The sequence below is a fragment of the Pseudorhizobium xiangyangii genome, from assembly GCF_020531965.1.
Classification (GTDB): domain Bacteria; phylum Pseudomonadota; class Alphaproteobacteria; order Rhizobiales; family Rhizobiaceae; genus Neorhizobium; species Neorhizobium xiangyangii.
On the sequence record NZ_JAJAWH010000008.1, the window covers coordinates 67885 to 84697 of the forward strand.

Annotated in this window: 17 protein-coding genes, 1 tRNA gene and 2 pseudogenes; 17 read left to right on the plus strand and 3 right to left on the minus strand. The window is 60.4% G+C overall.

The annotated features are described in order from the left end of the window. Positions 1-141: 141 nt before the first annotated feature. Positions 142-1176, plus strand: a complete 1035-nt coding sequence (galE, locus tag LH464_RS08780) for a UDP-glucose 4-epimerase GalE (RefSeq protein ID WP_226786006.1) — start codon at positions 142-144, stop codon at positions 1174-1176. Positions 1177-1219: 43 nt separating this feature from the next. Here the strand turns inward: galE and LH464_RS08785 are convergent, their stop codons facing one another. Both LH464_RS08785 and LH464_RS08790 read right to left on the minus strand, forming a co-directional pair. Continuing rightward, positions 1220-1447, minus strand: a complete 228-nt coding sequence (locus LH464_RS08785; protein ID WP_226786007.1) for a hypothetical protein — start codon at positions 1445-1447, stop codon at positions 1220-1222. A 121-nt stretch (positions 1448-1568) separates the two neighbouring features. Beyond that, the gene (locus LH464_RS08790) at positions 1569-2297 is read right to left on the minus strand and encodes a response regulator (protein WP_226786008.1); all 729 of its coding nucleotides are present in this window, start codon (positions 2295-2297) and stop codon (positions 1569-1571) included. A gap of 119 nt (positions 2298-2416) precedes the next feature. Here LH464_RS08790 and LH464_RS08795 point away from each other — a divergent pair, with 119 nt between their 5' ends. From LH464_RS08795 to LH464_RS24805, 13 genes and pseudogenes are all read left to right on the plus strand, one after another. Then, complete coding sequence (locus tag LH464_RS08795) at positions 2417-3163, plus strand: Crp/Fnr family transcriptional regulator (RefSeq protein WP_226786009.1); 747 nt, start codon at positions 2417-2419, stop codon at positions 3161-3163. A gap of 23 nt (positions 3164-3186) precedes the next feature. Beyond that, entirely contained in the window at positions 3187-5106 is a 1920-nt protein-coding gene (locus tag LH464_RS08800; RefSeq protein ID WP_226786010.1) for a hybrid sensor histidine kinase/response regulator, read from the plus strand. 183 nt (positions 5107-5289) lie between these two features. Beyond that, complete coding sequence (locus tag LH464_RS08805) at positions 5290-5694, plus strand: hypothetical protein (protein WP_226786011.1); 405 nt, start codon at positions 5290-5292, stop codon at positions 5692-5694. 174 nt (positions 5695-5868) lie between these two features. Beyond that, positions 5869-6903 (plus strand): LacI family DNA-binding transcriptional regulator, encoded by a 1035-nt coding sequence (locus tag LH464_RS08810; protein ID WP_226786012.1) that lies wholly within the window; start codon positions 5869-5871, stop codon positions 6901-6903. A 180-nt stretch (positions 6904-7083) separates the two neighbouring features. Beyond that, positions 7084-7545 (plus strand): MaoC family dehydratase, encoded by a 462-nt coding sequence (locus LH464_RS08815; protein WP_226786013.1) that lies wholly within the window; start codon positions 7084-7086, stop codon positions 7543-7545. A gap of 49 nt (positions 7546-7594) precedes the next feature. After that, entirely contained in the window at positions 7595-8572 is a 978-nt protein-coding gene (locus tag LH464_RS08820; protein WP_226786014.1) for a TRAP transporter substrate-binding protein, read from the plus strand. Positions 8573-8647: 75 nt separating this feature from the next. Beyond that, a complete protein-coding gene (locus LH464_RS08825; protein WP_226786015.1) occupies positions 8648-9211 on the plus strand; it encodes a TRAP transporter small permease in 564 nt (187 codons plus the stop codon). Between the two features lie 4 nt (positions 9212-9215). Beyond that, entirely contained in the window at positions 9216-10496 is a 1281-nt protein-coding gene (locus LH464_RS08830) for a TRAP transporter large permease (RefSeq protein WP_226786016.1), read from the plus strand. 38 nt (positions 10497-10534) lie between these two features. Next, on the plus strand, positions 10535-11740 hold the full coding sequence (locus LH464_RS08835; RefSeq protein ID WP_226786017.1) for a CaiB/BaiF CoA transferase family protein: 1206 nt from the start codon (positions 10535-10537) through the stop codon (positions 11738-11740). A 3-nt stretch (positions 11741-11743) separates the two neighbouring features. Beyond that, entirely contained in the window at positions 11744-12514 is a 771-nt protein-coding gene (locus tag LH464_RS08840) for an enoyl-CoA hydratase/isomerase family protein (protein WP_226786018.1), read from the plus strand. Between the two features lie 45 nt (positions 12515-12559). Beyond that, on the plus strand, positions 12560-13693 hold the full coding sequence (locus LH464_RS08845; protein ID WP_226786019.1) for an extracellular solute-binding protein: 1134 nt from the start codon (positions 12560-12562) through the stop codon (positions 13691-13693). A gap of 89 nt (positions 13694-13782) precedes the next feature. After that, a pseudogene (locus LH464_RS08850) lies at positions 13783-14076 on the plus strand (transposase); the annotation flags it as partial. A gap of 90 nt (positions 14077-14166) precedes the next feature. Then, a pseudogene (locus tag LH464_RS24805) lies at positions 14167-14283 on the plus strand (IS3 family transposase); the annotation flags it as partial. Between the two features lie 91 nt (positions 14284-14374). Here the strand turns inward: LH464_RS24805 and LH464_RS08855 are convergent. Continuing rightward, positions 14375-14449 (minus strand) — tRNA-Thr (locus LH464_RS08855). 152 nt (positions 14450-14601) lie between these two features. Here LH464_RS08855 and LH464_RS08860 point away from each other — a divergent pair. From LH464_RS08860 to LH464_RS08870, 3 genes are all read left to right on the plus strand, one after another. Next, positions 14602-14826 (plus strand): hypothetical protein, encoded by a 225-nt coding sequence (locus LH464_RS08860; RefSeq protein ID WP_390624951.1) that lies wholly within the window; start codon positions 14602-14604, stop codon positions 14824-14826. Between the two features lie 114 nt (positions 14827-14940). Further along, positions 14941-16233, plus strand: a complete 1293-nt coding sequence (gene murA / locus LH464_RS08865) for a UDP-N-acetylglucosamine 1-carboxyvinyltransferase (protein ID WP_226786020.1) — start codon at positions 14941-14943, stop codon at positions 16231-16233. 104 nt (positions 16234-16337) lie between these two features. Next, positions 16338-16778, plus strand: coding sequence for a DUF2948 family protein (locus LH464_RS08870; protein ID WP_226786021.1), 441 nt, complete (start codon positions 16338-16340; stop codon positions 16776-16778). Positions 16779-16813: the final 35 nt, after the last annotated feature.

Here is a 16813-nt window from a genome sequence, read left to right on the forward strand (position 1 = left end):
GATCGATAAAATTCGAACCAACGCCTCAAGCGCGCCTTAGCCATGGCGCGCGATAAACCCGCGCGGCCGGCCTTCCGGTAAGCAATGATGAAGAGGAGCGGTGTTTCCATCCCGGCCAAGAAGAAGGCAGGGAGTTTCGAAATGGCGGTTCTCGTTACTGGTGGCGCCGGTTACATCGGCAGTCATATGGCATGGGCACTGCTCGATGCCGGGGAGGACGTCGTCGTCATCGACAGGCTCTCCACCGGTTTCCGCTGGGCCGTGCCATCGGCGGCCCGCTTCTACTTCGGCGATGTCGGGAACCGGGACCTGCTGGCGCGGATCTTCGCGGAGAACGACATCGACGCCATCATGCATTTCGCGGGCTCGATCGTCGTGCCGGAATCGGTCGCCCATCCTCTCGAATACTACGACAACAACACCACCAACACGCGGCTGCTGGCGGCGGCGGCGATCGACGCCGGCATCCCTCATTTCGTGTTTTCCTCGACCGCGGCGGTTTACGGTGAGCAACGGGACGATACGCCGGTCGCCGAGACGGCAAGCGTCCAGCCGAAGAACCCCTACGGGCAGTCGAAGCTGATGGCGGAGGTGATGTTGCGGGATGCCGCCTCAGCCCACGATTTCCGGTTCGTTGCCCTTCGCTATTTCAACGTTGCCGGTGCCGACCCGGAAGGGCGCACCGGCCTGTCGACCGAAGGCGCCACGCATCTCATCAAGATTGCTTGCGAGGCGGCGCTCGGCCGCAGGTCGGGCGTGGAAATCTACGGCACGGATTATCCCACGTTGGATGGCACCGGTGTTCGCGACTACATTCATGTGAGCGACCTGGTGAATGCACACCTGAAGGCGCTCAGTTACCTGCGGCGCGGGGGAGAAGCGCTCATCGCCAACTGCGGCTATGGCAAGGGCTATTCCGTGCTCGACGTGTTGCAGACCGTGATGCGGGTCAGCCGCCAGAAGTTCGAGGTTCAATACCGCCCGCGCCGGCCCGGCGATGCTGCAAGCGTTGTGGCCAATGCCACAGTGGCGCGGCGATTGCTGGATTGGACACCTCGCCACGATGACCTCGAGACGATCGTGCACACGGCTCTGGATTGGGAGCAGAATCTGTCGGCACGGAAGGTAGGCGACCTGAGGGCGCTTCAGCAGCGCATCGCCTCAGCCGCGTTCTAGGGGCAACGATGACAGGCGCGGGTACGAGGTTGTCCGGCAGATACTACATGCAGTTGATGCACTGGGCGTCCACGGGCTCGTTCGCCGCGGCGCGCAGATAGAAATGCTCCGCGCGTTTTTCGTGCAGGTTCGCAAGCTTCTGTTCAAGATGCTCCTGTGCCGCGTTGTTGAGCAGTTCGGCAAATGACCTCTTGTCCATGCCATCTGCTTTCAGCAACTGGCCGATGAGCGGGTCGGAAATGGCTTCGGTAATGGTGAGATCGGTCGGCATGATAATTCCTCCAAACCAGACCATACCAACGGATTGCGACAACATTATCGCATAGACGAGAAAACGCGTCGCAATCACCGCGCGGTTTCCGTTTTTTGAGACCCGTTGCAGGGCCGGATGTTCAGGAAAGCCGGCCCGTAAAGACATAACCGACGCCGCGAACCGACTTGACCAGCTGCGGGTGCTTTGGATCGGCTTCGATCTTGCGTCGCAACCGGACGATTTGCGCATCGACCGCACGGTCGAAAGTCTCCAGCTGGCGCCCGCGCGTCATGTCCATCAGCTGATCGCGGCTCAAGACGCGGCCGGCATTCCTGGCGAGCGTGACAAGCATGTCGAATTCACCGGTGGTGAGGTCGACCTCCTGGCTGGACGGATCCTGCAGGGTGCGCCTGCTGATGTTGAGCGACCAGCCTTCGAAAGCCAGCACGTCCTCGGGCGCGGCAGCATCCTTGGTCATCGGCGCGGGAGTTCGTCGGCGCAGGATGGACTTCAGCCGCGCATGGACTTCCCGCAGGTGGAAGGGTTTGGCGAGATAGTCGTCGGCTCCGACTTCCAGCCCGACGATGCGATCGACCACATCGTGCCGCCCGGTCAGCATCATGATCGGAACATCGGACTGGCTGCGGATTTCGCGCGCCAGGTCCAGGCCATCCTGCCCCCCCGGCAGCGACAGGTCGAGGAGAATGGCATCGACCTCCTTCTGCTTCATCTGGGCGCGCATGTCGCGACCGTCGATGGCACAGCTGACGGTGTAGCCTTCGTCCTCGAAATACCGCGACAGGAGATTGCGGATGCGGGGGTCGTCATCAACGACGAGTATGTGAGCTGTGAAAATGGCTTCGGACATATGGTGCTTCGAATTAAACGTTACACATTGTTACACAATCGCACCGTTTGTCACACCCCAAGCATTCGTCTGTTACGTGGGTAGCGTTTACTGCCACCATTAGAAATGGAGCGGTAGTGATGTACATAGAGAGCGGTCTTAATTTCGTCAAAGCGATGCCAAGTGCCGTGATGGGCCAGCCCGTCGGCCTCGGTTCGCTGTTTACGAGATTGCCTGCAGAACACCTCTGCGCAGGGAAGATCCTCTTCATGGAAGGCGATGTCGCCAAGTCGCTCTTCGAAATCGTCGAAGGGTCGCTGAGGCTCTACAGGATACTGGGTGACGGACGACGCGTCATAACCGGCTTCCTGCATGCCGGCGATATCCTCGGCATTTCCTTCAATAGCCATTACGTCTACACCGCCGAGGCGATTACGCCGGTGACGATCCGCCGGCTGTCCAAGAAGGCCTTCGAGGCCGAACTGGCCGATTCTGCCGACATTCGACCGCTGGTCTTCCAGCAGATGTCCGACGAGATGGTGCAGGCACAGGACCAGATGGTTCTCCTGTCGACGAAAAATGCCGAGGAGCGGCTGTGCACCTTCCTGCTCAAGGAACTGCAAAGAGCCCTCAAGAACGGTGCGGTACAGCCGATCGTTCAGCTGCCGATGACGCGCCTCGATATCGCCGACTATCTTGGGCTGACCATCGAGACCGTCTCGCGGACCGTGACCAAATTGTGCAGCAAGGGCGTGACCGCTGTCTCGGGCCGCCATTCGGTGAAGATTTTGAAACGGGCAATGCTTGCGCATTTGGCCGGGGACGGCGATGAATGCGAGGAGATCCAGCGCACAGTTCCTGCCCAGGCAGGACGGCTGCGTCATTGAATTGAAATGAGACGGGCACCGGCATGAATGAAGCGATTGCACTTGAAAGGGCAACTGGCGAAGATCTGGATGCGGCGCTGCGCCTGTTGAACCACGCCAACCTGATCGTTCACCGCCTTGATGGAACCGTCCTGCGATGGACCGCCGGTTGCGAAGTGCTTTACGGCTGGTGCAAGGACGAGGCCGTCGGAGCTGTCCTTCATGATCTGCTGGAGACGCGGTTTCCAAAGCCCCATGACGACATTCGTCGCAAACTCCTCGCGAACGGCGTCTGGGAAGGTGAGGTCGTGCACCAGCACAGGACTGGCCGTTCAATCTTCGTGGCGACACGCTGGGTCGCAGTACGGGTCGATGACGATCCCGATCCCATCGTCATACAAACGAACAATGATGTGACGGATATGAAAGTAGCGGAAAACAACGTGGCGGAGAGGGAAGCGCATCTTCGCTCCATTCTCGATACGGTCCCCGATTCCATGATCGTCATCGACGAGGCGGGAAGCATCAATTCCTTCAGCGCCGCGGCGGAACGCCTGTTCGGCTATTCCGAGGCGGAGGTTCGCGGCCAGAACGTCAGGATGCTGATGCCGCCCCCTGACCGCGAGCAGCACGACGGCTACCTCGATCGCTACGTTTCGACGGGCGAGCGCCGGATCATCGGCTACGGACGCGTCGTTACCGGCCTGCGCAAGGACGGCACGCAATTTCCCATGGAACTCGCCGTCGGCGAGACGCGGGTCAACGGCAAGCGGATCTTTACCGGCTTCATCCGCGACCTGACCAGTCGACACAAGATCGAGGAAGAGCTGCGACAGGCTCAGAAGATGGAGGCGATCGGCCAGCTCACCGGCGGCCTGGCGCATGATTTCAACAATCTGCTCACCGTCATCAGCGGCAACCTCGAAATGATCGAGATGAGGCTGGCCGACGAGAAGCTGCTGACCATGCTGCGCGAAGCCCAGGGAGCGGCCGAGGACGGCGCCAAGCTGACCGGGCAGTTGCTCGCATTCGGCCGCAAGCAGGCTTTGAACCCGAAGATCGTCGATGTCGGGCATCTGGTCTCCGGCTTTTCGGAACTGCTGCGGCGAACGGTGGGCGAGACCATCGAGCTTCGCACCGTCATTGCCGGCGCCGGCAACGAAGCCCTCGTCGATGCGTCTCAGCTCCAGAACGCCATCCTCAACCTGACGCTCAACGCCCGCGATGCCATGCCGCGTGGCGGCCGCCTGTCGATCGAGATTTCCCGCGTGAAACTCGATGTCGATTATGCGCAGATGTACGCCCATGTCCGCACCGGCGACTACGTTCTCGTGAGCGTGACCGACAATGGCGTGGGCATGCCGGCTGAAGTGAAGCAGCGCGCTTTCGAACCGTTCTTCACAACCAAGGGCGTCGGCGCCGGCACGGGCCTGGGCCTCAGCATGGTCTATGGCTTTGCCAAGCAGTCGGGCGGGCAAATCCAGCTTTACAGCGAGCAGGGCCAGGGAACCAGCGTCAGAATATTCCTGCCGGCTGTGCAATATGCTACCGATATGCCGCCGATCGCGCAACCGGAATCGCCAAGCAAAAAGCTTCCCGGTGGATCGGAAAAGATCCTCGCGGTGGAGGATGATGCGCGGGTGCGTCGCGTGGCAGTCTCGCGGTTGACCGACCTTGGCTACGAGGTGATCGAGGCGGAGAATGGCGCGCATGCGCTCGAGCGGCTCAGGGAGCATTCCGACATCGCGCTTCTGTTCACGGATGTCGTCATGCCGGGTGGAATGACGGGCGATGAACTGGCCGAGATCGTGCGCGCCGAGCGGCCCGAGATAAAAGTTCTGTTCACGTCGGGCTACGCCGAACCGGAAATCGCCGGCCGCGAACTCGCAACGTCAGGAAACTGGCTGAAAAAGCCGTATACGGCCAAGGAACTGGCGAGCCGGCTGCGCGAACTGCTGGATTAGCGGTTTCGCTGGCAGGAGGGCAACTGACGGGTGTCGGATTGGGGTTAAGGCAGCTATTGCTGACCTTAGCCCTTCCCCTGGACTTCATGTCGCCGCGCGTTCGGAGCTTCGTCTTCCATCCTTCAGACGGAAAATTGCAACTGAGATCTACTGGATCAGCGGTCGGGATGGTATCGGTGCGGCATGAACGCCTTCCCTTCCATTGCTGAAGCCCGCAGTTGCGGCCCATGCACGCTCTGCTGTCGCCTGCCGGATATCGACTATTTCGACAAGCCGGCGAACGAATGGTGCGCGCATTGCGTCGATGGGAAGGGGTGTTCGATCTACAACGACCGGCCCTCGGTCTGCCGGGATTTTCTCTGCCTCTGGATGACCGGCGACGCGCTTGGCGACGAATGGGAGCCGGCTCGCTCGAAGATGATGGTCTATGGCCAGGGCCAGCAAACGACCGTCCTTGTCGATCCAGATTTTCCGGACGCCTGGAGGGCCGACCCCTATTTTTCACAGCTCCAGGCGTGGGCCAGGGCCGCCGAACCACAGGGCGGATACGTCATCGTCTTCTGCCGGGACGACGTTTTCAAGGTATGATTGGTGGAATTCCGTTTCCTATCCAGCCGCCTGGCGGCTTGGCATCGCGGCGCGCCAGGCAAATAGCTAAACAGGAATCTCAATTAATGTTGCGCTTGACGTAATACTGGTAAAGCATGTTACCGCGAACATCTGGATTGTGTTGAGTGATGCACGGGGAAATCGGGAGGACTGATGTCTGAGACAAAATCGCGTAGCCCGCGTTTATCCAGAGGGGGCGCGCGGATGGTCGATGTCGCGCGTCGCGCGGGGACTTCGACGCAAACAGTCTCCAGGGTTCTAAGTCGGCCAGAGTTGGTCTCTGAAGCCACAAGGGTTCTTGTCGAGAAAGCTGTCCGGGAGCTGAACTATATTCCGAACAGCGCGGCCCGACTGCTCGCATCCACGACCAGCCGCATCGTCGCGGTCATTATTCCGAGCCTGTCGGCAACGGTTTATGCGCGGGAGGTCGACCAGATAATACGCGTTCTAGAACCAGCATCGTTCTCGGTAATGATCGGCCATAGTGATTACTCGGAAAGACGTGAAGAAAGGCTAATTCAGTCCTTCTTGGAAAGGCGTCCCGATGGCTTCATTCTTACCGGCACGCAGCACACCGACCTCGCGCGTGAATTGCTGAAGAATAGTGGGGTGCCCGTCGTTGAGACGTTCGATGGCGACAACGACGCGATGGATATCTCGGTTGGCTTCAGCAACTATGAGGCGGGACGAAAGGTCGGCGACTTATTCCGTAGCCGGGGGTTAACTCGTATCGCCTATGTCGGGGGACGAATTGAGCAGGATTTTAGATCTAACGCTCGCTTTGATGGGTTGGATTCAAGGCTTAGAGAGGATGGTCTTGCACCAGTAGCGCGCATCCAACTCAAGCTGCCAATGTCTGCGCGCGACGGTGTCGCAGGACTTGATCAGGTGCTGGATGTCGATCCGCTAACCCAGGCGATCTTCTTCAGTGCGGATGCACTCGCGATCTCAGCGCTCCTGGAGTGCAATAGAAGAGGGGTCCGGGTTCCCGAACAGATGGCATTGTGCGGCTTTGGGAACTACGATCTCGCCGACGCTACGATGCCTGCGCTTACTACGGTTGCAGTTCCTTTTGAGACGATCGGCGAACTCGCTGCGACTGCCATCCTGGATCGAATTAATGACCGGGTAAAAGAGCCGCGCCGGATAACCTTGCCCTTGCAACTCCTCCGGCGCGGCAGCGCCTAGAAAACCATCTGATCCTGTTGACAGCGATTTATGATATCGCTAACACTGCTTTCGGGAGTTTCGAGCAGTTTTGCGCCTTTAGCTGAAATATTCGGCAAATGGATGCCTCCGGGCCGCGTTTCAAATGCGGCAGGAGGACTGCTGAGTTTTGCCGAGGCAAGTCGGAAGGAGGGGTCTAAAATGTCCAGGACTTATTTTGAGGAATACACGGTTGGATCCACACGCGCATCATCGACGCGTACGATCACCGAGACGGATATTGTCGTCCATGCCGGCCACACCGGCGACTTTTTCCCACATCATGTCGATGCGGAATTTGCGGCGAAAACTCCGTTTGGCCAGCGCATTGCGCATGGAACGATGGTTTTCTCGATAGGTATCGGCCTAGCCGCGGCTGAGGTGAATCCGGCATCTTTCAGCTATGGCCATGACAGGTTGCGCTTCGTACGTCCGGTCTTCATCGGCGATACGATCCAGACACGCGTCACCGTGATCGAGAAGGCAGATGACCCGCGCAAGCCGCAATATGGCCGCGTGACCGAACGCTGCGAGGTCGTTAACCAGCGGGGCGAGACCGTCCTTGTTAGCGATCACATACGCATGGTCGAAAAAACGCCGGAAGGTATCAAAGAGGTTTCTTAGGGATGAGGCGACGCAATTGTCGCATCGGTTCAAAAAGGGAGGAGCAAGCATGAAAATGATGAAACGGGGTCTGGTTGGCGCACTTGCGCTGGCAGCAATGGTCAGCACGGCTTCGGCCGAGATTTCCGCCGTGTTTGGTGGAGCCGACCCATTGGAGGGCGTCTACGACCGCCAGAACCAGAAGTTCGTCGATCTGGTCAACGAACGCGGCGCGGGCCAGATCAAGCTCGAATTCATTCGCGGCGAGCAGCTCGGTAACGACGTGCAAGTCATCGAACAGGTGATGAGCGGTGCGGTGCAGTTCTACGGCGACGATTTCAGCTTCTATGCGAACTGGGTTCCGGACCTGAACATCGTCAGCTGGGGCTTCCTGTTCCGCGACAATGCGCATGTCGATGCCTTCGTCGCAAGCGACACCTACAAGGCAGCGGTCGAAAAGCTGAGCGCCGACCAGGGTATTCGCGTGCTGGCAGCCGGCCCGGGACAGGTCCGTGTCATGGTCTCGAGCCGTCCGATCAAGGGTGTGGAGGATCTCGCCGGCCTCAAGATGCGCGTTCCTGAAATTCGCACCTATCTCGCCCTCTGGGAAACGCTCGGCACGGCGCCGGCACGCGTCGCCTGGGGTGAAACCTTCCTCGGTCTCTCGACGGGCGTCGTCGAAGGTGCCGAGGGCGGCATCTCGTCGATCTACGGGGCGAAGTTCCACGAAGCCGCCAAGAACGTCACCCGCACGGATCACGTCCGCATCATCGCTCAGATTACGGTCAATGATGCATGGTTCCAGTCCCAGACGCCGGAAATCCAGGAACTGCTGACCAAGGCCGCGCAGGATGCCGTGAAGTGGCAGACCGATACGGTTACCGCCGAACAGGCTGAAACACTCGAGAAGATGGCTGCCGATGGTGCAACGGTGGCGGAAATCGATGTGGCGCCTCTTCGCGAGCGCTCCGAGGTTGCTGTCGAGAAGCTGGAATCCGAAGGCTTCTGGCCGAAGGGGCTCTGGGCTGAAATTCAGGCCATGAAGTAATCTTCAGATGGCCGGCCCGGTGCCGGCCATCCTTCCCGCCTGTCGGGCGGCGTACTTCGTCAAAAGGTAGAATCAATGCTTGCAAAACGAATCGACGGGATGCTTGCGGGACTTATCCGCATCATCGCCCGCATAGAGATTTCGGCGCTCGTCGTCGCCATGGTCTTCATCATCGCTTCCATCGCGCTCCAGACCGTAACGCGATATGCGTTTGGTCGCCCCATCACGTGGGTCGAAGAAGGCGCCGTATACGCCTTTATCTGGATCACGTTCATCGGTGCGAGCTACGGCGCCAAGCAAGGCAAACTGATCAAGGTCGAGCTCTTTAGTGCCAACTTCAGTGAAGAAGGCCTGCGCAAGATCGCAATCCTCAGCCACGTCATCATTTTTCTCGGATGCGCCTATCTCGCCTGGATCGCGCCAAGCGTGATCAAGATTGAAAGCCGCAGCACGACGATGGCTCTTCCGATCGATGTACCGCGCTCGTGGTTCTACTCCGTGCCGCTCTTCTACTTCGCTTTCGTGACGGCTTTCGCCAGCCTGGTGCGCCTCTTCCGGCTGATCGTGCTCAAGGACAGGACGCCGCTCGTCGAGCCGTTCCCAGCCGAAGAGCAAGACCTTCCCCTAACCGCGAGCTGATCCAGTGCCGATTTTCATTCTTTTTGCAGGTTTCCTGGCCCTTCTTGCGGCCGAAGTCCCCGTTGCCATCGCGCTCTTCCTGTCGTCTCTGGCCTATATCGACATCTTCACGCCCATGCCGATTCAGATCGTTGTGCAGCGCATGGCGTCCGGCCTCGACAGCTTTCCGCTGATCGCCATCCCGCTCTTCGTGCTGGCCGGCAACATCCTGAACGGCGCCGGCATCGCGGCGCGCATCTACGCCTTCGCCGTGGCGCTCGTCGGCCACGTGAAGGGCGGCCTTGCCCAGGTCAACATCTTCGGCAGCATGGTCTTCGCTGGCATGTCCGGAGTGGCACAGGCAGATGCCGCCGGTCTCGGCACTATCGAGATCAAGCACATGAAGGAACATGGCTACAGCGCGCCGTTTGCGGCCGCATGTACCGCGGCTTCCGCCATCATCGGGCCGATTATTCCGCCAAGCGTCATCATGGTTGTCTATGCCGTCACCGCGCAGGTCTCGCTGACCAAGCTGTTTCTCGCCGGCATCATTCCGGGCCTTACCATGGGCCTGGCACTGATGATCCTCGTCTGGGTCCTGGCCGCAACCGGCCGCGTCAAGGCGCCGACAGAGCCGCGTGCCAGCATTCCGCTGATCGCAATCACCTTCTGGAAGGCGCTTCCGGCGCTGGTCGCGCCGATCTTCCTGACGGCCGGCATGCTGCTAGGCTTTGCGACCCCGACCGAACTCGGTGCGCTGACGGTCATCTACGCGGTCGTCCTCGGCTTCATCACCAAGGACCTGACGTTTTCGTCGCTGCTGATGCACATCCGCCAGAGCGCCGTCACCTCGGGCATCCTGACGCTGATCATCGCCGCTGCCGTTCCGTTCGGCTGGATCATCTCGGTAGGCAACTACGCCTCCGGCCTGCTCGGCTTCTTCGAGTCGATCGGCGCCAACTGGGTCGTCTTCCTGCTGATCGTCAATATTGCGCTGCTGGTCTTCGGTCTCTTCATCGAGACGACTGCTGTGCTCCTTATTGCGACCCCGGCACTCCTGCCGCTTGCTGCCGCCTACGGGATCGATCCGATCCATCTTGGCGTCATCATGATCGTCAACCTGCTGATCGGCGCAATCACGCCGCCCATGGGTGTCATCCTGTTCATCTGCCAGCACATCGCGGAAATCCGTTTCTCGGAGATGATCAAGGCCATCCTGCCCTTCTACATCCCGCTCGGCATCATGCTTCTCATCATCACCTACTGGTCGCCGATCGTGATGTGGCTGCCGAACTTCTTCTACTGAGCACCGACATGCAAAGTTCTATTCAAGGATCTACCGACATGACCAAAAGCACAGGCATTCTTTCCGGCTATCGCGTACTCGATTGCTCCATCGCCATGGCCGGCCCGTTTGCCGCGCAACGACTGGGTGATCTCGGTGCCGATGTCGTCAAGATCGAGCCCGTGACCGGCGAATGGCAGCGTCACGTTTCGGCCGGCGGCGCCAAGGGCAACCGCATCAACGTCTCGTTCCTGTCGCTCAACCGCAACAAGCGCTCGCTGGCGATCGACCTGAAGTCGCCGGAAGGCAAGGCGGCACTCCTGGATCTGGTCAAGGACGCCGACGTGTTCCTGCAGAACTACCGGCCGGGCGTCGCCGCCCGGCTCGGCGTTGACTACGAGACGCTGTCGAAGCTCAATCCGCGCCTCGTCTATGTCTCCATGTCGGGTTACGGCGAAACGGGTCCCTATCTCGACCGTCCCGGCCAGGACCTGATCCTCCAGGGCATGTCCGGCGCGATGCTGTCGGCAGGTCGTGAAGGCGAAGCGCCGACGGCTGCCGGCCAGTATCTGGTGGATGCCGTCGCCGCCTATAACGCCTTCGAAGGCGCTCTGGCAGCTCTGCTCCACCGCGAGCGCACCGGCGAAGGCCAGCTTGTCCAGGTGAACATGCTCGACGCCATCACCAATATCCAGATGCAGGAACTGTCGGTGTTCACCGTCGCCGGCAAGCCGCAGGCGCGTTCCGCCGAGCCGCATGCCCATGTCTATATCCGGGCTCCCTACGGTGCGTTCGCGACCAGCGACGGCTACATCATCGTCGCCTTCCCGCCGCTCAAGAAGTTCGGCGAGATCATCGGCGAACCGTCCTTCCTGACGATGGACGACGAGACGGACAGCTGGACGCAGCGTGACCACATCTTTGCCCGCACGCGCGAGCGCCTTGTCGCCAAGACCTCCGCCGAATGGCTGTCGCTGCTGCGCGCCGCCGATATCTGGTGCGGCCCGGTCTACGGCTACGAGGACTTGGTCAAGGACGAGCAGATTCTGCACAATGACACCTTCATCGAGTACGACCATCCGACCGAAGGCCATATCAAGACGCCGGGCTTCCCGATCCGGTTCTCAAAGACCCCGTCGCGGGTCGATCGCGGTGCACCGGTGACCGGCCAGCACACGCGCGAAGTCCTGGCAGAAGCTGGTTTTGCCGCCGACCGGATCGAGAAGCTTCTGGCAACCGGCGTGGTCACGCAGGGGGAGCTCTGAGCCATGACTGACGACATTCTCTTCACCATTGACGGACACGTTGCGACCATCACGCTCAACCGGCCGCAGAAGCTCAATGCGGTCACGCCGGAAATGTCCGACGCGATCATCGAAGCGGTGGAAACGGTCAATGTCAGCGACACGATCCGCTGCGTCATCGTAACGGGTGCCGGAGAACGCGCTTTCTGCGCGGGCTCCGACATCAAGGAACTCGACACCTACGAAACACCGTGGCAGTTCCGCAACCGGCCGGACTATTGCGACGCGATGCGCAAGCTGCTGAAGCCGACCATCGCCGCCGTCAACGGCTATGCCTTCGGCGGCGGACTGGAAACCTCTATGAGCTGCGACATCCGTATCGCATCGGAAAACGCCCAGTTCGCCGCACCCGAGATCAAGCTCGGCTGGATCGGTGGGGGCGGCATGGCGACCTTCCTCGCCCATTCTATAGGCGCTTCCAACGCGGCGCTGATGCTGATGACGGGCGATGCGATCCCGGCCGAACGGGCACTCGCCTGGGGCCTCGTCAGCGAGGTCGTGCCACAGGCCGACCTGATGGCCCGCGCCCGCGCCATTGCCGAGACCATTGCGTCCCGTGCGCCGATCGCGGCCGAAACGGCCAAGCTCAACCTGCGCGCTTCCTATTCGATGCCGCAGGAGAAGGCGATCGAATACGAACGCGACCTGCAGACGATCTGTTTCGCGACGGCAGACGCACTGGAGGGCCGCGCCGCCTTCAAGGAAAAGCGGGCACCGATCTTCATCCGGCGCTGACGCTCCCCGATCCTGAAATTCCAGCAAGAGACAAGAGTTCCGACGATGACCATGACATTGAAAGGCATGACCTGGAGCCACCCGCGCGGCTACGATCCCATGGTGCGCTGCTCCGAGGTCTATAAGGAAAAGACCGGCATCGAGATCATCTGGGAGAAGCGTTCACTTCAGGACTTCGAGAGCTTCCCGGTCGATGAGCTGGCCCGCGCCTACGACCTGATCGTGATCGACCATCCGCATGTCGGGCAGGTGACACAGGAAAACTGCCTCCTGCCGCTTGATGTCAATGGACGTGAGGCGGCGCGCGAGGCGCTGAGCGCTGCAACCGTTGGTCCATCCTATCGCAGCTACTTCTGGCAGGGACGCCAGTGGGCACTCCCAATCGATGCGGCAACGCAGGTTCAGGCTTTCCGCCCGGACCTGCTGGCAAGCGCCCCGACCCGCTGGCAGGAGGTCATCGATCTCGCTCGTGAAGGCCGCATCCTGCTGCCGCTACGGTCTCCCCATGCCCTGATGACCTTCTATACGCTGGCTGCAAATATTGGCCAGCCGTGCGCGACCGGACAGGGCGATCTGATTGCGCCTGCTGCGGGTGCAAAGGTCTACAATCTTCTGGCTGACCTCGTCACCCATCTCGATCCCGTGTGCTTCGACATGGACCCGATCGATGCCTCTGAGGCGATGGCCAAGACAGATAGCAAGGCCGCCTGCATTCCCTACGCCTACGGCTATGTCAGCTACGCATGGGACGGTTTCCGGCAGAAGCGCGTGGACTTCGCCAATATTCCTGCCGTGGGCACGGAAGGGCCGGTTGGAGGTACGCTTGGCGGGACCGGCATAGCGGTTTCAGCCTATACGAAACATCCGGAAGCCGCGATTGATTTCGCCTACTGGATTTCCGCCGCCGAAGCCCAGCGTGGTCCATATTCCGACGCCGGCGGGCAGCCGGGCCATGCGCAGGCCTGGGAGGACGACACCGTCAACGCTCCGGCATGGGACTTCTACCGCAAGACGCGCGCGACACTCGAGGGCTCGTATCTCCGCCCGCGCCACGACCGCTATATGCCCTTTCAAGCTAAGGCTTCCGACCGAATTACCGCAGGCCTCAAAGCAGGTGAGGCTGCGGAGATTGTGATCGCTGATCTCAATGAACTGTATTCGCGTAGCTTCGTTCGATGATGACGTAGACTGGTCATCGGTCTTTTTGGTCTGCCGTCGGTTTCGTGGACACCGAGATAAGGTGCTCCTCCTGAAACCGGGGAGTATGAATGCAAAGACGAATATTCAGCCGCGCGTACAAGCTTGATGCGGTGAAGCTGTTGAAGGAACGGGGCGTCGCTGTTGCGCGGGCGGGCCCGTGACCTTGAAGTTCATGAGAATGTGCGGCGCAATGGGAACATGGCTCTGATCCAGCCCAGCTTCTCCAGGCAAAGAGCAGATAAAGCCGGAGCAGCTTAAAATTGAGCGGCTGCGTCGCGAAGTCTCCAAGCTGAAGGCGCAGCGCGACATCCTAAAAAAGCAGCAGCCTACTTTGCCGGGGACGCGATATGAAGTTCGCGTTCACGTTCTCTCGGTTTCATGGACGAGAAGAAACTCTCCATTGAGGCGTTGCCCCAGACATTTCCTGAGCGACTCATCGAGCAGGTGATGCGGCACGGAAGGTTTATCGGACGAGAAATGATGCCAGAGCGGATGTGTTCGATTATATCGAGCGCTTCTACAACCCGAAGCGTCGCCACTCGACACTGGGCTATCTCAATCCTAACGAATCAGGCCATTACGCTGCAGCAGCCGGATGGAGCAAACGGAACAAGAAGCGCTGGAAATGCAGTAACTTATTGAAGTTATTGCTGGGGGAAATGGTGCTGCTAGAGAGATTTGAACTCTCGGCCTCTCCCTTACCAAGGGAGTGCTCTACCCCTGAGCTATAGCAGCTTAGGCCCGTGATTTGGTGCGTCTGGGTGGACGTCATCGGGCGAGGGGCCTATTGCCATAGCTTCGGAGCGAGCGCAAGTCGCAAATTGCAGTTCCGCCCCCGGATCGGATAAAAGACGGTCTCACATTTTTGAGCCGCGTTTCAGAGAAGAATGACGATGTCGGACGACGACAAGGAACTGGAGGCTGGACGAGACGATGCTCCCGCCGGCAGGCAGCATGAAATGAAGCTGCGCGAGGAGCAGCGGCGGACGCGGGCTGCGGCCAAGCTTCGCGAAAACCTGATGCGCCGCAAAGGCCAGGCGCGCGCGCGCCGTTCCGGTGCTGCCGACGAGACAGACGGGCTGCCTGCCGCAAAAAAAGACGAATCACCCTGACAGATGTCTCCTCGGGATATTTCAAACCATTTGATGCGATCGGGCATTTCCGCTAAGGACGCCATCTTTCGCGCTTGCACTAGAAAAGGGCGGGCTTAAGCCCCGTTGGACCTCATGGATCGCATCAGAATTCGCGGCGGCAACAAGCTGAACGGCATCATCCCGATTTCGGGAGCCAAGAACGCGGCGTTGCCGCTGATGATCGCCTCGCTTTTGACCAGTGACACGCTGACGCTGGAGAACGTGCCGCATCTGGCCGACGTCGAGCAGCTTCTGCGCATTCTCGGCAACCACGGCGTCGATGTCTCGGTCAACGGCCGTCGTGAACGCCAGTCGGAGAGCTATTCCCGCACCATTCATTTCACCTGCCGGACGGTCGTCGATACGACTGCCCCCTATGAGCTCGTCTCGAAGATGCGGGCGAGCTTCTGGGTCATCGGTCCGCTTCTCGCACGCGAAGGCAGAGCCCATGTGTCGCTGCCGGGCGGTTGCGCCATCGGCACGCGACCGGTCGACCTTTTCCTCGAGGGCCTGCAGGCGCTCGGCGCGACCATGGAGATCGAGGGCGGTTACGTGAAGGCCACAGCGCCGAAGGGCGGCCTTGTCGGCGGACACTACACCTTCCCGAAGATTTCCGTCGGGGCGACCCATGTGATGATGATGGCGGCGAGCCTTGCCAACGGCACGACCGTGATCGAGAACGCTGCGCGCGAACCCGAAGTGGTCGATCTTGCCAAATGCCTGAATGCGATGGGCGCCAGGATCTCCGGTGCGGGCACGAGCACGATCACGATCGAAGGCGTGACCTCGCTTCACGGCGCGCGTCACCGTGTCCTGCCGGACCGTATCGAAACCGGGACCTATGCCATGGCTGTCGCCATGACCGGCGGCGATGTGATCCTCGAAGGGACGGGGGCGGAACTCCTCGACAACGCGCTCGATACGCTGCGTCTGGCCGGCGCCGAGATCACCGAGACGGAAAGCGGCCTGCGGGTCGTGCGCAACGGCAACGGCATTCAGCCGGTCGACGTGGTGACGGAGCCGTTCCCCGGCTTCCCGACCGACCTGCAGGCGCAGTTCATGGCTCTCATGACCCGTTCTTCCGGCGTCTCGCACGTCACCGAGACGATCTTCGAAAACCGTTTCATGCATGTGCAGGAACTGGCGCGGCTCGGTGCCCGCATCTCCCTCTCCGGCCAGATGGCGCGCATCGAAGGGGTCGATCGCCTCAAGGGGGCGCCGGTCATGGCGACCGATCTGCGGGCCTCTGTCTCGCTCGTCATTGCCGGGCTGGCCGCCGAGGGGGAAACGATGGTCAGCCGCGTCTACCACCTCGACCGCGGTTTCGAGCGCTTGGAAGAGAAGCTCAACCGCTGCGGCGCCGAAGTGGAGCGCGTCAGCGACTAAGGCTGGTCCTCGGTCGCGCTGGCGTTGCTTCTCGTGGCCCGTCATCCTATCTCCATCCCAGGATGAACGCACGCCGACGGCGTCACGAACGGAATTGTGAGACAATGGCCGAACTCAAGCTTCTCGCTCTCGACCAGGACGATCTCGGGATCATCTCGGCGCATATGCAGGACAGTGTCTTCCGCGTTGCGGACCTGAGCTACGATAGCCGCCACCGGCAATTCATCGCGGTCGTCAATCGCTTCGTCTGGGAAAAGCCCGACCGGGAGAAGCAGGGCTTCGAACGGCGCCGGTGCGCCATATCGTTCAAGCGGGTTGAGGCGGTGCGCTCCCTTGACGTAAAGCGTCAGGATCCCGACGAGGTGTATAGTCTGCTGATGATCCGGTTCGATCAGAAGGGCGATGGGCCCGAGGGAACCATTGAGCTGACGCTGGCGGGCGGTGCCGCCATCAGCCTCGATGTCGAATGCATCGAGGTGCAGATGCTGGACACCGGCGGCGCCTGGGCGACGGAAAGGATGCCGAAGCATCCTGAAGAGGATTGATCTGCGCCTGGTGTAGAAGACACCGTGCGAACACG

Coding starts and splice junctions, on each gene's coding strand:
- galE (WP_226786006.1), top strand. CDS start 142: ATGGCGGTTCTCGTTACTGGTGGCGCCGGTTACATCGGCAGTCATATG.
- LH464_RS08785 (WP_226786007.1), bottom strand. CDS start 1,447: ATGCCGACCGATCTCACCATTACCGAAGCCATTTCCGACCCGCTCATC.
- LH464_RS08790 (WP_226786008.1), bottom strand. CDS start 2,297: ATGTCCGAAGCCATTTTCACAGCTCACATACTCGTCGTTGATGACGAC.
- LH464_RS08795 (WP_226786009.1), top strand. CDS start 2,417: ATGTACATAGAGAGCGGTCTTAATTTCGTCAAAGCGATGCCAAGTGCC.
- LH464_RS08800 (WP_226786010.1), top strand. CDS start 3,187: ATGAATGAAGCGATTGCACTTGAAAGGGCAACTGGCGAAGATCTGGAT.
- LH464_RS08805 (WP_226786011.1), top strand. CDS start 5,290: ATGAACGCCTTCCCTTCCATTGCTGAAGCCCGCAGTTGCGGCCCATGC.
- LH464_RS08810 (WP_226786012.1), top strand. CDS start 5,869: ATGTCTGAGACAAAATCGCGTAGCCCGCGTTTATCCAGAGGGGGCGCG.
- LH464_RS08815 (WP_226786013.1), top strand. CDS start 7,084: ATGTCCAGGACTTATTTTGAGGAATACACGGTTGGATCCACACGCGCA.
- LH464_RS08820 (WP_226786014.1), top strand. CDS start 7,595: ATGAAAATGATGAAACGGGGTCTGGTTGGCGCACTTGCGCTGGCAGCA.
- LH464_RS08825 (WP_226786015.1), top strand. CDS start 8,648: ATGCTTGCAAAACGAATCGACGGGATGCTTGCGGGACTTATCCGCATC.
- LH464_RS08835 (WP_226786017.1), top strand. CDS start 10,535: ATGACCAAAAGCACAGGCATTCTTTCCGGCTATCGCGTACTCGATTGC.
- LH464_RS08840 (WP_226786018.1), top strand. CDS start 11,744: ATGACTGACGACATTCTCTTCACCATTGACGGACACGTTGCGACCATC.
- LH464_RS08845 (WP_226786019.1), top strand. CDS start 12,560: ATGACCATGACATTGAAAGGCATGACCTGGAGCCACCCGCGCGGCTAC.
- LH464_RS08860 (WP_390624951.1), top strand. CDS start 14,602: ATGACGATGTCGGACGACGACAAGGAACTGGAGGCTGGACGAGACGAT.
- murA (WP_226786020.1), top strand. CDS start 14,941: ATGGATCGCATCAGAATTCGCGGCGGCAACAAGCTGAACGGCATCATC.
- LH464_RS08870 (WP_226786021.1), top strand. CDS start 16,338: ATGGCCGAACTCAAGCTTCTCGCTCTCGACCAGGACGATCTCGGGATC.